At 46.8% G+C, this 17109-nt stretch carries 14 protein-coding genes; all 14 read right to left on the reverse strand.

The window, feature by feature from the left end:
- Positions 1 to 133: 133 nt before the first annotated feature.
- Positions 134 to 1768 (reverse strand): class I adenylate-forming enzyme family protein, encoded by a 1635-nt coding sequence (locus tag ACYQ2N_RS03640; RefSeq protein WP_459997568.1) that lies wholly within the window; start codon positions 1766 to 1768, stop codon positions 134 to 136.
- A gap of 19 nt (positions 1769 to 1787) precedes the next feature.
- Positions 1788 to 2531 carry an ABC transporter ATP-binding protein gene (locus tag ACYQ2N_RS03645; RefSeq protein ID WP_459997569.1) on the reverse strand — a complete coding sequence of 248 codons (744 nt, stop codon included), beginning with the start codon at positions 2529 to 2531 and terminating at the stop codon, positions 1788 to 1790.
- Positions 2524 to 3288 (reverse strand): ABC transporter ATP-binding protein, encoded by a 765-nt coding sequence (locus ACYQ2N_RS03650; protein WP_459997570.1) that lies wholly within the window; start codon positions 3286 to 3288, stop codon positions 2524 to 2526. Before ACYQ2N_RS03650 ends, ACYQ2N_RS03645 begins: the two co-directional genes overlap by 8 nt.
- Positions 3278 to 4321, reverse strand: a complete 1044-nt coding sequence (locus ACYQ2N_RS03655) for a branched-chain amino acid ABC transporter permease (protein ID WP_459997571.1) — start codon at positions 4319 to 4321, stop codon at positions 3278 to 3280. Before ACYQ2N_RS03655 ends, ACYQ2N_RS03650 begins: the two co-directional genes overlap by 11 nt.
- Positions 4318 to 5190 (reverse strand): branched-chain amino acid ABC transporter permease, encoded by an 873-nt coding sequence (locus ACYQ2N_RS03660; RefSeq protein ID WP_459997572.1) that lies wholly within the window; start codon positions 5188 to 5190, stop codon positions 4318 to 4320. The genes ACYQ2N_RS03655 and ACYQ2N_RS03660 overlap by 4 nt, the downstream gene beginning before the upstream one ends.
- A gap of 121 nt (positions 5191 to 5311) precedes the next feature.
- On the reverse strand, positions 5312 to 6595 hold the full coding sequence (locus tag ACYQ2N_RS03665; protein WP_459997573.1) for an ABC transporter substrate-binding protein: 1284 nt from the start codon (positions 6593 to 6595) through the stop codon (positions 5312 to 5314).
- 359 nt (positions 6596 to 6954) lie between these two features.
- On the reverse strand, positions 6955 to 9255 hold the full coding sequence (locus ACYQ2N_RS03670) for a GAF domain-containing protein (protein ID WP_459997574.1): 2301 nt from the start codon (positions 9253 to 9255) through the stop codon (positions 6955 to 6957).
- An 85-nt stretch (positions 9256 to 9340) separates the two neighbouring features.
- Positions 9341 to 9886, reverse strand: a complete 546-nt coding sequence (locus ACYQ2N_RS03675) for a 3-hydroxyacyl-CoA dehydrogenase family protein (RefSeq protein ID WP_459997575.1) — start codon at positions 9884 to 9886, stop codon at positions 9341 to 9343.
- 271 nt (positions 9887 to 10157) lie between these two features.
- Positions 10158 to 12548: a xanthine dehydrogenase family protein molybdopterin-binding subunit gene (locus ACYQ2N_RS03680; RefSeq protein WP_459997576.1), complete on the reverse strand. Its 2391-nt coding sequence runs from the start codon at positions 12546 to 12548 to the stop codon at positions 10158 to 10160.
- Complete coding sequence (locus ACYQ2N_RS03685) at positions 12548 to 13033, reverse strand: (2Fe-2S)-binding protein (protein ID WP_459997577.1); 486 nt, start codon at positions 13031 to 13033, stop codon at positions 12548 to 12550. Before ACYQ2N_RS03685 ends, ACYQ2N_RS03680 begins: the two co-directional genes overlap by 1 nt.
- Positions 13034 to 13036: 3 nt before the next feature.
- Complete coding sequence (locus ACYQ2N_RS03690) at positions 13037 to 13918, reverse strand: FAD binding domain-containing protein (protein ID WP_459997578.1); 882 nt, start codon at positions 13916 to 13918, stop codon at positions 13037 to 13039.
- A 26-nt stretch (positions 13919 to 13944) separates the two neighbouring features.
- Complete coding sequence (locus tag ACYQ2N_RS03695) at positions 13945 to 14352, reverse strand: pyridoxamine 5'-phosphate oxidase family protein (protein WP_459997579.1); 408 nt, start codon at positions 14350 to 14352, stop codon at positions 13945 to 13947.
- Between the two features lie 451 nt (positions 14353 to 14803).
- Entirely contained in the window at positions 14804 to 15655 is an 852-nt protein-coding gene (locus ACYQ2N_RS03700) for a 3-hydroxyacyl-CoA dehydrogenase family protein (RefSeq protein ID WP_459997580.1), read from the reverse strand.
- A gap of 100 nt (positions 15656 to 15755) precedes the next feature.
- Positions 15756 to 16952, reverse strand: a complete 1197-nt coding sequence (locus ACYQ2N_RS03705) for a thiolase family protein (RefSeq protein WP_459997581.1) — start codon at positions 16950 to 16952, stop codon at positions 15756 to 15758.
- Between the last annotated feature and the right edge of the window lie 157 nt (positions 16953 to 17109).

A 17109-nucleotide genomic window follows, 5' to 3' on the forward strand; every position in this document is an offset into this window, starting at 1 on the left:
AAAATCCGTTTAACTTACCCTGGAACAATCAGAGTAGGATGATAACAGCTCCTGAGAATAAATCCCCCAGGAGCTGTTGCGGTTGCTTAAGAGTAGCGGCGCAGTGCGCACTCGGTTCAGGGCGAAGCCACTTTTAGGATACCTCTAGCTTACGGCGTTCTTCACTGCGCAATTCTCGCCGCAAAATTTTACCCACCTTTGATTTAGGCAGCATGTCGCGGAACTCAATATAGGCCGGAACTTCGTACGAGGCCAGACGTTCTTTACACCAGCGAGTAAGTTCATAGGCGCTGACCCCTTTGACATCGTTTTTCAAAACGACAAAAGATTTTATTCTTTCCCCGACAGAGGAGTCAGGAATCCCTACCGTTGATGCCTCAACCACCGCAGGATGTTCCTGAAGCACGGCATCGACTTTGGAGGCGGCAACCCGGTAGCCTTTATGCTTAATGATATCCACCGAGCGATCCATAAAGAAAAGCCAGCCTTCGTCATTGATGCGCACAATGTCACCGGTGACATACCAAAGTTGTCCGTCTAATTCCACGAAGTGAGCCGCAGTTTCCTCCGGCTTGTTCCAATACCCACGTACCATATTAGGAGAGGAAACTAGTAATTCTCCGGGTTCCCCAGGGGCAACTTCTTTCATCGTATCAGGGTTGACCAATTTAACCCGTTGAAAAGATATGATTTTACCGGCAGTTCCCACGGGGATTTCATCATCCGGTCTGGTCAAAGCTACACCACCACAGGTTTCGGTGGCACCATATCCTTGATACAGCGGCATGCCAAAACGCTTCAGCCATCGATTAGCGATCTCTTGCGGCATGACATCCCCCGCACAGAATAGGTACTTAAGGCTCGAGAGATCATAGTGATCAATTCGGTCGTGTTCAAGCATCATGCGATAGACAGTTGGAGTCCCCAAAAATGATTTAACCTGATAGCGCTTAAAGTGATCAAATACCGCGTCCAGGCCCATTTTGGGCAGCAAGACCAAGGTCTCACCCGAAAAAAGGGCACCGAAACCAACGACCTGCCCGAGAATATGATTTAGAGGTGCGCCTTGAAGGACGATATCCTCTCCAATCGGAATTAGGTTGCTGCTGGTGTGGCGCTGCTCCAAACTGCTTTCCAATAACAAAGCGTTAGAAATTGGCACGCCCTTGGGATAGCCGGTGGTGCCGCCGGTATAAAGCATTTCCGCAAACTCCTGGGCGCTAAGGGATGGGGCAGGACAAGTATCTTTACCTTGCAGCAAACTGAGGAAGGTATGGATGTACTCCCGTTTTGTGTCGAATTTTCCGGTGGGTACCCGGTCGAGCACACGCCCGACAGCCTTTTTCCAGACCGGCAATAAATCAACCAAAGTAGTGACGATAATACGCTTTAATTTAGAAACTGCGGCAACTTTATCTACATACCCAAAATTAGTATCCATACAGAATATTGTTTCAGCACCACTGTCATTGGCGATATAGAGCAAATCCTTGGCCCCGTAAAAATGCGTAACCGGTATTGCTACTGCACCCAGGCGCTGAATGGCCAGCCAGGCTACAACCCACTGCGGGCAATGGGGAGCATAGATGATGATGCGTTCTCCCTGTCTCACGCCTAGAATATAAAGGGACCCCGCCACACGGTCTACTAACCTGTCAAGTTTGGCATAAGAATACTTTTCTCCCAGATAAATCAGTGCAGTGTGATCAGGTCGCTTGGCCACAGATTGGCGAAATGCCTGATCGATATACGTCGGTTTCTCGTGCATTCTCTATCCCCCCTCCTCATTAACTACCGAAGTAGGCTGATTTAACCTCGGGGTTTTCCATAAGCTCACGGCTTGTTCCGCCAATTACCATGGTCCCGTTTTCAATGATATAAGCCCGGTCTACCACAGGCATAATCGGTCTGGCGTATTGCTCAGAAATCAATATGGTTACCCCATGCTCACGAATACGCACGGCAGCTCTGACCACTTCTTGTTGCATATGAGGGCTTAAGCCAAGCAAAGGTTCGTCTAACAACAATAGTTTAGGTTTCGCAATCAAGGCCATGCCGATGGCGACCATTTCCTTTTCCCCGCCGCTCAGCATACCAGCCTTTCTTTGCTTCAGCCGCGTAAGCGGAGGGAAGATTTCATAGACAAGCTTCATCCCTTCTTCTATTTCACGTTCCTTCCGCAAATAGCCCCCAAGCTTCAAGTTTTCCTCGACCGTATTGTTGCGAAACACAGGATGCCTCTCGCGGCAGAGGACGATGCCTCTTTCTACCCGCTGACGCGGTTTCAACGAAGAAATATCCTCACCCAGAAACCGAATCTGTCCGTTTAGCGTAATCCTCATACCGCCCTTGCGCTGCTCGCGGGATCTTAAATGGTTGGTTAAGCCCGCGATCGTGTTGAAAATGCTGGTCTTGCCCGCACTGTTCGAGCCAAATACTCCCACAATTTCCCCAGGCTTTACTTCCAAGTCTAAATCATTGACCGCCAAGGCATTTTCATAAAAGAGCATTAAATTCTTTACCTCAAGCACTTGTAACAACCTCGCTTCCCAGGTAGGCTTTCGTAACCTCTTCCAGCTGCATCACCTCAGCGGGCTTGCCCTCAGCGATTTTACATCCAAAATTCAGAACAATTACCTTGTCAATAATCTTAAACAGCTCAGTGAGTCGATGCTCAATCATGATCAGGGTGCAGCCACTTTCCTTAATCTTTTCCAAGAGTGGAATTACGCTGGCGATCTCAGACATACTCATCCCGGAAAAAAGTTCGTCCAAAATAAGGACTTCCGGCTCTAGGGCCAGACACCGGGCTAATTCCAGCCGTTTAAGATATCCGTGGGGCAAGGCTCCTGCTTCTTTGTACGGCACCTGAGAATCTCGTTCGAAACCGACGTCCTCCAATAAGTGTATAGCCATCTCATCACGGTCACCGTACCTGCCGCCGCTGCTGCGGTTAGCACGCGGAGAGGAAAGGGGGATGATCAAATTTTTATATACCGGCAGATTATAAAAAGGCCTGGACATCTGAAAACTACGGGCAATCCCTAAATCAACTGCTTTATGTGGGGCGATTCCCGTAATATTTTTCCCCTTAAAAAATACTTCACCACTTGTTGGTTTAAGGAAGCCCGTAATCAAATTGATGAGGGTACTTTTTCCTGATCCGTTAGGGCCTATAACTCCCAGAGCCTGACCGGGAAGAAGTTCGAAGCTAATACTGTCTGCCGCCTTCTCGCCGCCAAAGCTTTTCGATAACCCAACTACGCGCAAGATAGGTTCAGTTGCCACGTTTGATCTCCTCCCCTGTGAATGAAGTAATCCGTTCAAACTGTTGATATTTGCGCCGCAAGTATGGAAAAATTCCCTCGGGCAAGCCGACTGCAAAAACAAGTAAAAGCAAGGAATAAATTACAACCCGTAAAGAAGCAAATTCCCGCAGGAATTCAGACAGTGGTATCATGAGAAATGCACCCAGCACACTTCCAATGAAACTCCCGGCCCCACCTACAATCGCGCTGGTCAAAGGCAAAATCGAATAATCAAGGGCAAATGATTGCATGCCAACGACCTGAAAATGATGCGTCAGAAACGCTCCCGCAAAAGTTGCCGGCAAAGCGGCTAAGAACACAGCCTGAGCTTTAAGGCGCTGCACGTCGATCCCCGCCGCAATCACAGCCCGGTCATTATCCCGTATAGCCTGTAAGACAAGGCCGTAATTAGACGTCATTAAACGATGGTAAGCGTAGATGGAGATTAAGAGCACCGCAATAAGTATATAGAGTTCCGTTGTCAGACCAGGCAAAGGAGAAATTCTGTTAAGACCTTCCGTCCCTCCTAGGATTTTTGTGACCTCAATGACCCGGGCAAATAGCAACGGTAAAGCAAAGGTGATCAGCCCAAAATAAATCCCTCGCAGGCGCAAAACAGGAAACAGAAAGATGGTTGCGATCAGAGCGCCTCCCAAGGTGGCTAGAGGAATGCTGACCAGCGGAGTTAATTCAAAAGTGCGGCTGAGCCAGCCGGTTAGATACGCTCCTATCCCAAAGAACAACGCCTGACCGAGGGAAACCAGCCCCACGGAAGATAAAAGATCCCAACTGAGGCTAAGCAAAGCAATAATAATCGTCGTCACAAGAACATTTTCCCAATAGGTACCAACCTGATCTTTTAAGAGGGGAAACACAACCAGCAAGACCACAGCGATCCCCTTGGGCAAGGTTGCATACATTAAATCCCGGAGGGAAGCGAGAATAAAAATGTCGTCAGAGCGAACTTTAATTCCCCGATCTATCCTCTCCTTGCGAAAGGCTATATAGCTCACACTCTCTCCTCCAGTTCTTTAGATTTCCCGAACAATCCCGATGGTTTAATTGCCAATACCAGGACGATGGCCGCCAGATAGACTACCTGCCCCCATTGAGGACCAAGGTACGAGCTGGTAAAAACCATGGCATAACCAACCAAGATGCTGCCCACGATCAAACCGATCGTACTTTCCAGCCCCCCTAGCACAGTGACTGAAAGGGCAAGCAATAAAACATCATAGCCCATGTTTATGGAGATGATACCCAAGGGTAAAATGACCATGGCTGCCACTGCAGCCAAGGCCGCACCTAAGCCAAGACTTAACATAGCTGCCCAGTCAGACTCAATACCCAGAGATAAAGCGGTATACTCGTCTTGGGACATCCCGCGTAAAGCCAAACCAATCTTCGTATGATGGGTAAAATACCAAAGGACAACTGCCAGTAATAAGCCGACTCCGACGATTACTAAACGCTGATAATCAATACTTACACCGGCTAAGTCCAAACCACCGTTAACAAGCGGGGGTAAATTAAAATCATACGTAACAAAACCTTTGTACCGGAAAAATTCAATGAACGCCACCCCGAGGGCCATCGTGGCAATGACTTCAGATAAAGGAATCCCCCGCACCGGCATAATAACCAAACGGTAAATCAGAACTCCAATCAAGCCGGTTATTCCAATCGTAAGCAGCATCGCCACAAGCGGGGGGAGTCCCACGTAATTGATTAACATCCAAGCAATGAAACCGGCAGTAAGGTATAACCCTCCGTGCGCAAAATTGGCCACTCCGCTTAGACCAAATGTCAAGCTGAAACCCAGTGCGGAAAGAATAAGCACGACACTATTTACTAGACCAAAGATAAGAAAGTTCATGGCCATGAAGCTGATCCACCTCCAAAATATAATGGGGGTGCTGCAACTGACCCGCAGGCACCCCTCGGCAATTACGTAACGGGAGCATAAACTATCCTGTATTAAACGGTAACCACCCTATGAACCACTATTTTGTTGGGAGTTCGATCTTCCCTTCCGCAATCCCTTCAGGGAATACCGGCACCCTTACTCCGTTCAGCCATTGGAAAACCGCACTGATTGCCGTGGCTTTAGGATCCGTGCCATAAATAACCTGATGGTTTTCATTAAACTTGATATGACCGATTACCCCATCCATATCCGTCTTTTCCAAAGCAGCGACAACTGCATCCGGTTCAACACTTCCAGCCCGTTTAATCGCCTCCGCAATCATATAGACCGAATCATACGCTGGTCCCGGACCGTGACCGGCCATTTTATTGCGAGCCTCTTGCCCGTATTTCTTGCCATAACCATCAAGAAAAGTGACCGTTTTCGGCAGTGCTTTGACAGACAATGGCCCGCTTTCAAATAATAAATTGACTAATCCGTTAACATCAGAGCCAAATGTTTTCCCCGCAGATTCAGGGGCAACCGGGCTAATGAATCCTGCCAGCAAAGCAGGCACTTTCATAGCCTTCGCCTGTTTTAGCAGGTTGCCCGATTCCGGCATATCAAACATGGGCACAATCACTTCAGTACCAGCATTCTTAGCTTTGGCTAGAGATGAAGAGAAATCCGCAGAACCTCCGGGATAGGCATCATGTCCCACCACGGTCCAGCCGTTGTCCTTGGCCATTTTCTCAACCCCGTTTGTCGTTGCATTAGCCCAAGCCACATCTTGAGTTATAAAATAGACTTTATTCATCTTAAACTGCTTACCGATATAATCAAGGCTTTTGTACAAATTGGACACTAAGCTGACTGAACTTGGATTGGCCCGGAACATGTACTTATAGCTGTCCTTTTTGCTCGCAACATTTTTTTCAAATTCTGGGGTTGAAGCAATGGCATCGATATAGGGTATCTTCGCCTTGGCGATTAAATCCATTTCAGCCATTAAAACTTCGGACCGAAACGCCCCGACCACGATAGCCGAGGGCTTTTTCTCGTCTATCAACTTTTGCAGGGCTGATAAGGCATCGTTCATCGGGACGTTAGGTTCAGCTTCGCGGGTGTCAATCGACTCCACTTTAAACATCCTTTTGACTCCTCCAACATTGATCCCTCCCTGGGCATTAATTTCCTCGACAGCCAGTTGTACCGCTTTCAGCGAGTCCGCACCTTCAATGGTCCCTAGAGCAGTGGGCACTCCTAAGACTATCGGCGGATTACTGGTGTCGCTCGTACTTGTGGCTGCCTGTTGACCACACCCTGCCACTGATAATAACAACAATGCAATAAGAGTAAACGCCAATACTTTTTTCTTCACCCTGAATTCCTCCTCATCATTTGGTTACAGATCTAATTCTGTACAAAAGATCCTGAATACTAACCCACATATGCTAGTTGATGTTGAATCAACTCACTTTCCTATTCTTTCAGCTTAACCGGAGACATTGTTTCAATTTCAGGATCAAAATATTGACGCATATCGAAACCTCCTTTCAGTTAATTCAGAAAATACTGATTTTATAGATTATTCTACTTTGTCTTAAAAAGAAAATCATTGTACGTTGATACCAAATCTCTTATCCTCTTTTTGTATTTTGAAAACAACAACTCCTGAGAATGAATCCCTAGAAGTTGTTACTTTTCAAAAGATGAAATGCCGCTTATCCCTTCTTTTACCTATGTTATTAAATTCATCAACCGTATTGCCAGATGCACGTTAGCTCGATCATTAAGGCTAACCAAGTTTAAACCTGTCAAGTGCTCTATCTGGCTAATTCTATAGCGCAAAGTATTAGGATGAATATGAAGGATGGCAGCACTGTTTTTTAAGTTGCATTCATTATCCAAATAAACCTCAATCGTTTTTAGAAGCTCGATTTTCTTGTCTTCTTCTACTGTTAATAAACCTCCCAGTAAATCCTTGATAAATTCTTGGGTAATGTCTAGATCAAGGTTAACCAGTAATTTGTAAATTCCCATATCGCGGTAAAACATTATTTGCCCTTGTTTGGCGGTCTTATTTAAGTAGTTGATACACATCTCCGCCTCCCGAAAAGCCTTGGCAAACTCCATAATATTTTGCGCTGGGGTACTTACGCCAACCGAAACTAGCAGCCGGTATTTTGTCTTTAGCAGTCCGGCTAAATCCGTGGCAAGTTTACGATCTATATATTCCTCGGACGGTTTGGCGCCGGTACCCGGGATAACTACGATCATTTGGCTACCCATATTGATAGCGGCAGTCCCCTGTCGATAGACATCCAGGTAATTCGTAATTTCCCTTAAAAGCCGTCTTTTGAAACGGAAGGTTCTCTGTTCATCATTAGGATGATCACGCTCAGCGCCTGATAAGAAATTGATATCAAAAATGACTATTATATACGGAACTGAAGGGTCTAACCCGAAAGACGCTGCCCTTTGTCCCACCTCGCTCGGGGAACTTATTTCCCCCTTTAGCAAAGAGCTAATGAATTCCACCTTGAGATTTTGTTCCACTTCAAAAGAAATATTGGATTTCATAAGTTCTAAAGCATAGTAGGTTACCGCTTTTTCGACTGCCAGCCAATCCAGTTTGTCTAAAATCCGGCCTTTTTCTAAGATCCCCAGAAAACCCAGAATTTCGCGACCAGACTTGATCGGAGCCAGAATTGCCGGAAGGGATATGCCACCGATCTGTGCGGTTACCCGCACCGGCCCTTTTTGGTTCACGGCCTGCTTATTAGATTTTAAATACTTTTGTACTTCGCCGAGCAAGTCAAACTGATTGGCATAGGAATCATCAAAGGGTACAACAACCCGTTGGTGGCCGGTTTTGGTGCCGAAAATTACCGGCAATCCAAGATATCCGGCTAACTGCTGGGTAATCCCTTCGATGCCTGTTTCATCTGTCAGCACTTTGCTCAAACGCTCGTGCAAAGAAAAAATCCTTTTTAATTCTTTGGCTGTGGCCTTTTCCTTCTCAAATAAACTTCGGTTGTGTAAAGCCATAGCTAAGTGCCCGGCAACCAGGCTTAAAAAGCGGAGCTGGCGAGGATCCAAATTTACCTCCTGCTTGCGCCAAACCCAAATCATACCCCAAAGTTTATCTTCAGATCTAATAGGAATGCTCATACTATATAAATACCCATGACGCCGAGCCCATTGTTCTACGGCAATTAGATTAGCTTTGGGGGAAAGTTCTACTAATTTGGGATGAGTGGCATAACCAGCGCTCACCAGTTTTGACCAAAATTCCGGGTCCTTAATGATTGGCTCGGTTATTTCAGGTTGAGTCTTCCCTATAACTAACCGGGCTCTTCCTTCAACCCCGATAGCAACAGCATCGGCTTCCTTTACCACCTTACACATTTGGATAAGCGCATTATTCAGCAATTCGGCAACGTCACCCAATGTCCAGTTTCTAAGCTGTAGGAGAGCTCTCGACTCCAACTCCTGATTTTTTATCTCATTTAACTGCCAGGCATTGCGCAAAGTTGCCGCAATTTGAGAAACCAGGAGCTTAATCAAACTTACGTCTTCTTCCGTAAACCCTGTAGGCTTATTAATTACATGAAAAACTCCATAGCACTCGTGAACCGTTGAAACCGGAACGGTCACAATATTGCGCAGCTTAAAAGCTTTGGCCAGCCTTTGGATGATAATAGGATCCTCCTGCACATCGTTTGACCAGTATGGGGTTTTTGTTTTAAAAACGTTAACGGCGTTACCCCCATCGTCCATCGATACTTGATACAAACTAATCAGATTCCGGTCTGACACTCCAAAAGCCGGTTCCTGCAACACCAGACTCTTCTTCTCCTGGTCATACAGGACAAGTCCCGCCCCCGTTGCTCCTACCATATTCTTCATCACATCAATTACATACTCAAGGACTGTCTCGAACGAACCCTCCATGTTTATTATGTTACTGATTTCAAGCAGTGTACCAACCGCGACCTGAGTATAATTGACGGTTAAACGTGGATTAATTTCATTCATTATAACCGTAACCCTCCTCGAATCCAGATCACTTTTACATTTGAACTTTTGGTGGCCGAGGTTAATACTGCTTGAGCGAAATTCATTAATATTGATAAAACCCTTCACCGTTCTTGCGTCCGAGCTTATTAGCCCTCACCATTTGTTTAATGATCTGCGGTGCCGCATATTGATTATCCCGGAATTCATCGGCAAAGTATTCCATCACAAAGTAACCAATATCGATGCCCGTGAAATCCATTAATTCAAACGGACCCATTGGATAGTTTAGTCCAAGTTTCACCGCTGTATCAATATCTTCGACACTGGCGACACCTTCCTGTAAGAGACGGGCTGCCTTCTTCAGATCCATTTTCTCAAGTACTACTTCAATCACAAAGTTGGTTGCTGCCATGTCTTCTAAGGTTGTGGTCTTCTTGATCCTGGCTAAAGTGGCCTGGCGTGCCTCTTCCGTCATTATGCCTTTTTCCACGGAACGGGCCATGAATTTGTCCATACTGGCTACAGCGCGCTCAACATAGGACATTTCGATATCACGCAAAATTACGTTATATCCGGACATAGCAGCCATATGGGCAATCCCAGTACCCATGGTTCCTGCACCGACAACTCCGACTGTACCAACACTCATAACTTATTCCACCGTTCTTAGCACGTATATTTTTCACGCAGACATCATTATTGTCTAAACTATTCCTAATTATAACGTCAATTCATATAATTGTGAACCTTTGTTCGCAAAACTTACTCCAGCTTTCACGGAATGCACTATTCAAGTATTCCGTACAACAACTTCTTGCTTCAAATCTAATTTCATTGTTTTTTCCCCTTACACATGAACATTAGGGGCAACGGTTTTGTATTTCCGTTGCCGTTGCTGCTACTACGAATGTAATACTTTTTTATTTTTTCCCTTTATCTTTTAGGGCCTTAAGCACCATTTCCGGAGTAATGGGCAAGTTATAAAATCTTACACCGATGGCATCATAGATAGCGTTAGTGATCGCCGGGAAAGTCGGCTGCACCGCTCCTTCCCCTGTTTCTTTAACACCAAACGGAGCTGTCGGGTCATAACTTTCCACGATGTTGGTATCCATTTCCGGCATTTCCATAGTAGTCGGCGTTTTGTAGTCGTGGAAGTTTGGATTTAAATGTTTACCGTTTTCGTCTAACTTCTGATCTTCGTAAAGGCATGCTCCCAGGTTAAACATGATGGAACCTTCCACCTGACCATCTACACTCATGGGGTTGACGGGTGTACCGCAGTCACCGGCTTCGGTGACCTTCTTCACGTAGATCCGGCCGGTTTCCACATCCACTTCTACTTCGTGGACTTGACAGCTAAAACCATAGGTAGGCGAATGACCGATATTCGCACCTTGAACCCGGTTCCCACTGATAATATCGATCCCTTTGCGCCGCGGCGGCGAGAAGTTGCCCATCCCGACCAAGGACCCATTAATACTGGTATAGGCTTCAACGACTTTTTCCCACGGAATCCGTTTTTTGCTCTCATACATGGAATAGATCTCACGATTCTTAATGACTAATTGATCGGCCCGCACTCCCAGCATCCCGGCAGCCGTTTCTTTCAGCCTTTGATTGATTTCGACGCACGCCATTTTAATGGCGGCCCCGGATGCATAGGTCAGACGGCTGGCGAAACTGCCCAGATCAAAGGCCCCTATTTCCGTATCACCAGACTGGACATGCACATCCTCAAAATGGACTCCCAGTTCCTCGGCTACCATTTGGGCCATGACGGTATTGCTGCCCTGTCCAATATCGGCAGCTGCGCAGAGAAGAGTAACCCCGGCCTCGGTATCTACCCTGATCATCACGCTAGTATGCGGCTTGTAATTCTGATAGAGCGTATAGGCTGTGCCGGAAATATAATAACCGCCGGCCATCCCTATCCCTTTGCCGAAAGGCAGCTTGCCGTGCTTTTCCAGATAACCCGATTTTTCCACGGCGGTCTGCAGGCATTTCTTGTACTCACTATGCGGTACGAACATATTGTTGATGCAGGTATGACCAGATTCGACCGCGTTTTTCATTTTGAGTTCATACGCGCTGATGCCCATCATTTCGGCCAGCTCATCCATCAGGCACTCCATGGCCCATCTGGGCTGAACCCCGCCAAGACCGCGCATCGCCCCGGTGCTGGGTTTGTTGGTATAAACACTTCTACCACGGAACCGGGCATTCGGTACCTTATAAGGCAGGTGCATCATCGACGCGGTGTAGAACAGCACCACAATGCCCCAGCCCGAATATGCGCCCTTATCCATCGTATTGTCAAAATCGATGGCTTGAATATAACCGTCTTTGTCCAGACCCATTTTAACTTTCATGTGGGCCGGGTGACGGCCTTTGTTCGTAAAAAACACTTCATTACGCTCATAAGTCACTCTGACCGGTCGGCCAATTTTTCTGGACAGCAAGCAGGCCACGAACTCTGATGGTGCTGCTTCCCCTTTGCCGCCAAAACCACCGCCAATCGCCGGTAGTGTCACCCGGATTTTGTTCATGGGGATCTCTAACACGATCGACATCTGGCGATGCAGGTAATGGGGAACCTGGGTGCTGGCCCACAAATGCAATTGACCGCTTTGGGGATCATAACTGGCCAGGGCGGTATGGGGCTCTAGAAAACCATGTTGCGGATAGTTGGTATGGAATTCTCTTTCCAACACGTACGTGCACTCGGCAAAAGCCTTGTCCACGTCGCCATAGACCTGTTCCCCTTGATGCATGATATTTCCCGGACTATCTTCATGGATAAGCACTTCGTTGGCGCGTGCCATGGATTCGAACGGATCCAGCAGCACCGACAGGGGCTCATATTCCACTTCGATCAGATCAAGAGCTTCTTCGGCGGTTTCTTCATCAATTGCGGCCACGGCAGCCACGCCTTCACCATAAAAACGCACTTTACCTACGGCCAAGGCAGTTTCGTTGGCTGCCTGAGGAACAATGCCCCATTTGTTGGGAGCCTCATCCCCGGTGATTACTGCCAGAACACCCGGCACCGCCAGAGCTTTACTGCAATCAATCTTTTTAATGAGGGCGTGGGCGTACGTGCTGCGCTTTATTTTCCCATAAACCATTCCAGGCAAGGTCATATCGCCTGTATAAATCGCTTCCCCTCTAACCTTTACCGGGCCATCAACCCGGGGGACGCTCCTGCCCACCTGGGTAAATCTTTTCTCATCCTGGTAGGCGGGTACCCCTTCGAGATTCCAGCCATCGGGTGTCAGATTCCATTTCGACTTGATTTCTTTCTGGTCCATCATTTCACCCCCTCTTTAGACCAGACCTCGGCAGCGGCTTCCACTGCTTCGATGATTTTTTTATAGCCGGTGCAACGACAGATGTTGCCACTTAATTCATGCTTGATTTCATTCTGGGTTGGATGCGGATTCCGATCCAGTAAGGCTTTAGAGGACATAATCATGCCCGGGGTGCAGAAACCACACTGGACTGCGCCATGATCAACAAACGCCTGCTGAATCGGATGGAGCGCGCCGCCTTCCTGGACCAGACCTTCAATGGTGGTGATCTTTTTTCCCTGGCAGGCAATCGCCAGCTTAATACAGGATAACTCCGGTTTGCCGTCGATTAACACGGTGCAGGCTCCGCAGTCACCCTCTCCGCAGCCTTTCTTGGTGCCGGTAAGGCCTACTTTTTTCCTGACGACGTCAATCAGTAAATCCCTGGCGTCTACGGCTACTTCATATACCCGATTATTTATATTTAACTCGATCAATGTTTTCACCGACTACACCCCCCTCGCAGCGGCATTGGTCTCTTTAAGCAACCTGCGGGCCAGAACTTTGACAATTTCCCGCCGATATTCAGCCGAGGCCCGAATATCATCAATCGGCTTAGCTTCGCCTTGCGCTGCTGCGGCGGACTTTTCAATCAGTTCATCGGTCAGCTTGTTTCCGATTAAGAGAGCCGGAACTTCCTTTGATACCAACGGCCTCGGATAAACGGATCCCATCACAAGTTTGACATTTTTAACCGTCTCGCCATCATTATCCAACTCGATCTTGACGGCCATATTCACACAATCGATTTCCATGGCATCCCGGCGCCCCATGTACGCATAGCGGCAGGCAGACTTCTCTGCCGGTTCCGGCAGGATGAATTTGGTCAGCATTTCCCCTTCGGCCAAGTCGAGTTTACGAACGCCTAGAATGAATTCCTCCAGGGGCAGTTCTCTGTCCCCGGACAGGCTGCCAAGCACAACTTTTGCCCCCATCGCCACCAGTGGAGTCGGGGTCTCCGCCGCCGGGGAGGCATTGCAGGAATTACCGCCGAGACTAGCCATGTGCCTTACCTGCGATGAACCCACCTCACCGGCTGCATAAGCCAAAGCCGGATATTTGGCCTTAATGGCCTCAGAAAACTGAATCTCGGCCAACTTCGTGTTTGTTCCGATCACGGCACCTTTTCCCGGCTCGCTAACAATACCTTTAAACTCCTCGACCCCATTAATGTCGATCAAATATTCCGGACTAATTGCTTTGGCTTTCATCACAACCATCAAATCGGTGCCACCGGCGAGTATTTTAGCCTTGCTGCCCAGGCGACCAACCAATTCCAGTGTTTCGGCAGGCGTTGTGGGAGCAAAATATTCAAAATGATTCAAAAACATCTAGCCACCTCCTCTTCAATTATTCTTTAGAAAACAATCATATCTTTGATTAATTGACCCCTAAAGTTAAACATGGTCGCTTGCCCATGCTTTAAGTAAAAGATCTCAAACTCGGGGTTTTCAGGAACTTTATAAATGGAATTTAGTTGGCTGTTTCTTTCAAGCATTTTTCGCTTTATGTTTAGGTCTATCCCAAAAATCACTTCACCACTTACCCTTACAGAGACATTTTCTTTTGAAGTTGAACAGAATTCAATTGCCGGATTGCATTGTAATTGACCAAAAACATCCTTTGTATTTGCTGTACAAAACCACAGTTTGCCATCCTGTTCAAACATAAACTCCCAGGGTCTTACATGGGGTCTGCCATCTTCATCGACTGTTGACAAGCACCCAATCGGGTTTGCGTATAAAAAATCAATGACTTCTTTCATCCTATACCCCCATAGCTATGACATACACTCTATACTATTATTAACTATAATATCACGATAAAGAGGAAAAATTCAATTTATTTTTTTGCAAGACCCAGCCAAAATTGGTTTCAATGTAACGCAGTAGCAGTAGTATCCTAAAGAATTAAGAAACGCGCATCTGTTTGACCCCAGCCCGGATGATCGGGCACGGCCACCGCCATAGCTGCGGTAAATCGCTGTCGTTAGCAATCCCAATCCTCACCCACAACCTCATATTGCGAGCTTCTATTTGCTTCTCAATTTCGTAGGCATAAGAGGGTTTTTCATTAATTAAACTTATTGGCTGCAGAAAAAAGAACAACCCTCAATTGGATTGTTCTTCAACAATTGTCAGCGCCAATCCCTTATTGGGATTGGCGCTATTCTCAAGAAACCAAACTTTTCACCCTTTACGATTCGTGTGATTTATTTAATATTGATAAAATCCCTCACCATTCTTGCGTCCGAGCTTATTGGCCCTGACCATCTGTTTAATGATCTGCGGAGCTGCATATTGATTATCCCGGAATTCGTCAGCAAAGTATTCCATCACGAAATAATGAATATCGATTCCCGTAAAATCCATCAGTTCGAAAGGACCCATCGGATAATTTAAGCCCAATTTGACGGCGGTATCGATATCTTGAATGGAAGCAACACCCTCTTGCAGTAAACGAGCTGCCTCGACCATTTGCGGAATCATGAGCCGGTTAACAATAAATCCCGGAGAGTCCTTTTTCACTTCGACAGTGGTCTTGCCAAAAGCGCGGGCCAGATCAGTCGCCACCGCAACGGTAGCGTCAGAGGTCTGCATTCCCCGGATAATTTCCACGAGGCGCATAACCTGAGCCGGATTGAAGAAGTGCATTCCACAGACTTGGTCCGGACGGCCGGAAGCTGCTGCAATTTCCGTGATTGACATCGAGGAAGTATTCGTGCCAAAGATCACCTCAGGCCTACATACCTTGTTGAGAGTCTGGAAAACCTCTTTCTTGAGCTCCATCTTCTCGATTACGGCCTCAATAATGAAATCAGCTACCCTCATGTCCTCAAGCACGGTGGTCTTGTTAATTCTGGCTAAAGTCGCCTGCCGGGCTTCTTCGGTCATCTTGCCTTTTTCTACGGACTTGGCCATTAATTTGTCCATATTGGCTACGGAACGGTCAACAAAAGCCATGTCAATATCCCGCAGGATGACCTCATAGCCTGCCGTCGCCGCCACATGGGCGATACCGGTACCCATAGCCCCCGCACCTACAACTCCAATTGTTTTAATACTCAACACAAATTCCCCCTTTCCTACTTACCGACATTCTCAATAATCAGCGCTGCGCCCTGACCGCCGCCGATGCAGAGGCTGGCAACGATTAAAACTTAATACCCTAACAGGAAACCTTGAGAACCATGGCTGCACCGGTATCGCCGGCTGCGCATCCTGTGAACAAACCATAACCGCCGCCAAGAATAACCAACTCTTCAATCATTTCAATAATTTCCCGGCCGGCGGTAGGTCCTTGCGGGTGCCCATAAATAAGTGAACAGCCGTAATTATTCATTTTCATGACATCAATACCCATTTCGTTAGCCAAGTAAAGATCATTTGCAGTAAAAGGATTGTGTGTTTTAATAGCTTTTATATCCTTGATATCGATTCCTGCTTTCTCCAGTGCCATTCTTGCTGAAGGCACCACAGCCATGGCCATATGAGCCTTTTCGGCTCGGGCATAACCATAGGATAGTATCTGAATTTCAATATCTTTATCTGTACTTAGTTCGCGAGCCTTATCTCTTGTAGTTACAATAATCCCGCAGTTGCCATCAGCCGGAAAGGTTTGAGCACCATATGAGTGAACCCCACCGGGAATAACCGGTTTTAATTTAGTCAAACCTTCGAGAGTTGTCGGACTTACTCCTTCATCTGTTTCAAGGAATGCTGTTTTCTTTTTGTTCAGTTTATATTCTACAGGGAACATATAACGTTTTTGAAACTCCCGATCATTAGCCAAAGCATCCTGGTACTGCTCGTAACGTCTAACTGTAACCCTATCAACGTCTTCCTTGGTAATCCCACCAGCCTTTGTGACGACATTTTCTGCAGTTTGAATCATGGCAACACCGCCCCAAGGATCATTGGCAAAGTTATCCATCAGCCAACTTTCTGAAATCATTTCTCCACCGGGACCCAGTGGATTAGGCCAGACGGTGAATGGTCCATTGGAACAACGGTCTGTGAGCAAGCAAAATGCAGTTTCATAAAGACCGGTCTCGAGGCCTGTAGCCGCTTGGTTAATACTAGTAGTGGAAGTAGAGCATGCCTGAGGAATATGCACACCAGGAATATCTGGAGCTCCCATGAGAGCCGCTGCCCATGGAGCATCATAGAAAGTATGCAGTTGTCCTATCGTTTTACCGAAAATAAGGTATTCAAATATCTTTGCATCAATTTCCTTTGTTGCCAGCCATCTCTTGGCAGTTGCTGCTGCTAACTCAACGGAATGCTCATTCTGGAGACTTCCCTGCCAGCGGGCAAAGGGGGAGCTGTAATAACCACCGTATGGAATATAAGCTTTTGAATACATCTGAAACAACCTCCTTGTCAGATTTTTTTATGTCATAATTTGAAGCTCACGGCTTGAGTCTGCCCGTGTCTTAAATATTGTCATTTTCACCCCCTGAATTTAAGATACTCAATAATATTACATGATATAATACTTCAACGAATCCACGACTAATTCC

It is taken from the genome of Paradesulfitobacterium aromaticivorans, assembly GCF_054657415.1.

Coding starts and splice junctions, on each gene's coding strand:
- ACYQ2N_RS03680 (WP_459997576.1), bottom strand. CDS start 12,548: ATGGACCAGAAAGAAATCAAGTCGAAATGGAATCTGACACCCGATGGC.
- ACYQ2N_RS03705 (WP_459997581.1), bottom strand. CDS start 16,952: ATGTATTCAAAAGCTTATATTCCATACGGTGGTTATTACAGCTCCCCC.
- ACYQ2N_RS03690 (WP_459997578.1), bottom strand. CDS start 13,918: ATGTTTTTGAATCATTTTGAATATTTTGCTCCCACAACGCCTGCCGAA.
- ACYQ2N_RS03695 (WP_459997579.1), bottom strand. CDS start 14,352: ATGAAAGAAGTCATTGATTTTTTATACGCAAACCCGATTGGGTGCTTG.
- ACYQ2N_RS03670 (WP_459997574.1), bottom strand. CDS start 9,255: ATGAATGAAATTAATCCACGTTTAACCGTCAATTATACTCAGGTCGCG.
- ACYQ2N_RS03640 (WP_459997568.1), bottom strand. CDS start 1,768: ATGCACGAGAAACCGACGTATATCGATCAGGCATTTCGCCAATCTGTG.
- ACYQ2N_RS03660 (WP_459997572.1), bottom strand. CDS start 5,190: ATGGCCATGAACTTTCTTATCTTTGGTCTAGTAAATAGTGTCGTGCTT.
- ACYQ2N_RS03675 (WP_459997575.1), bottom strand. CDS start 9,886: ATGAGTGTTGGTACAGTCGGAGTTGTCGGTGCAGGAACCATGGGTACT.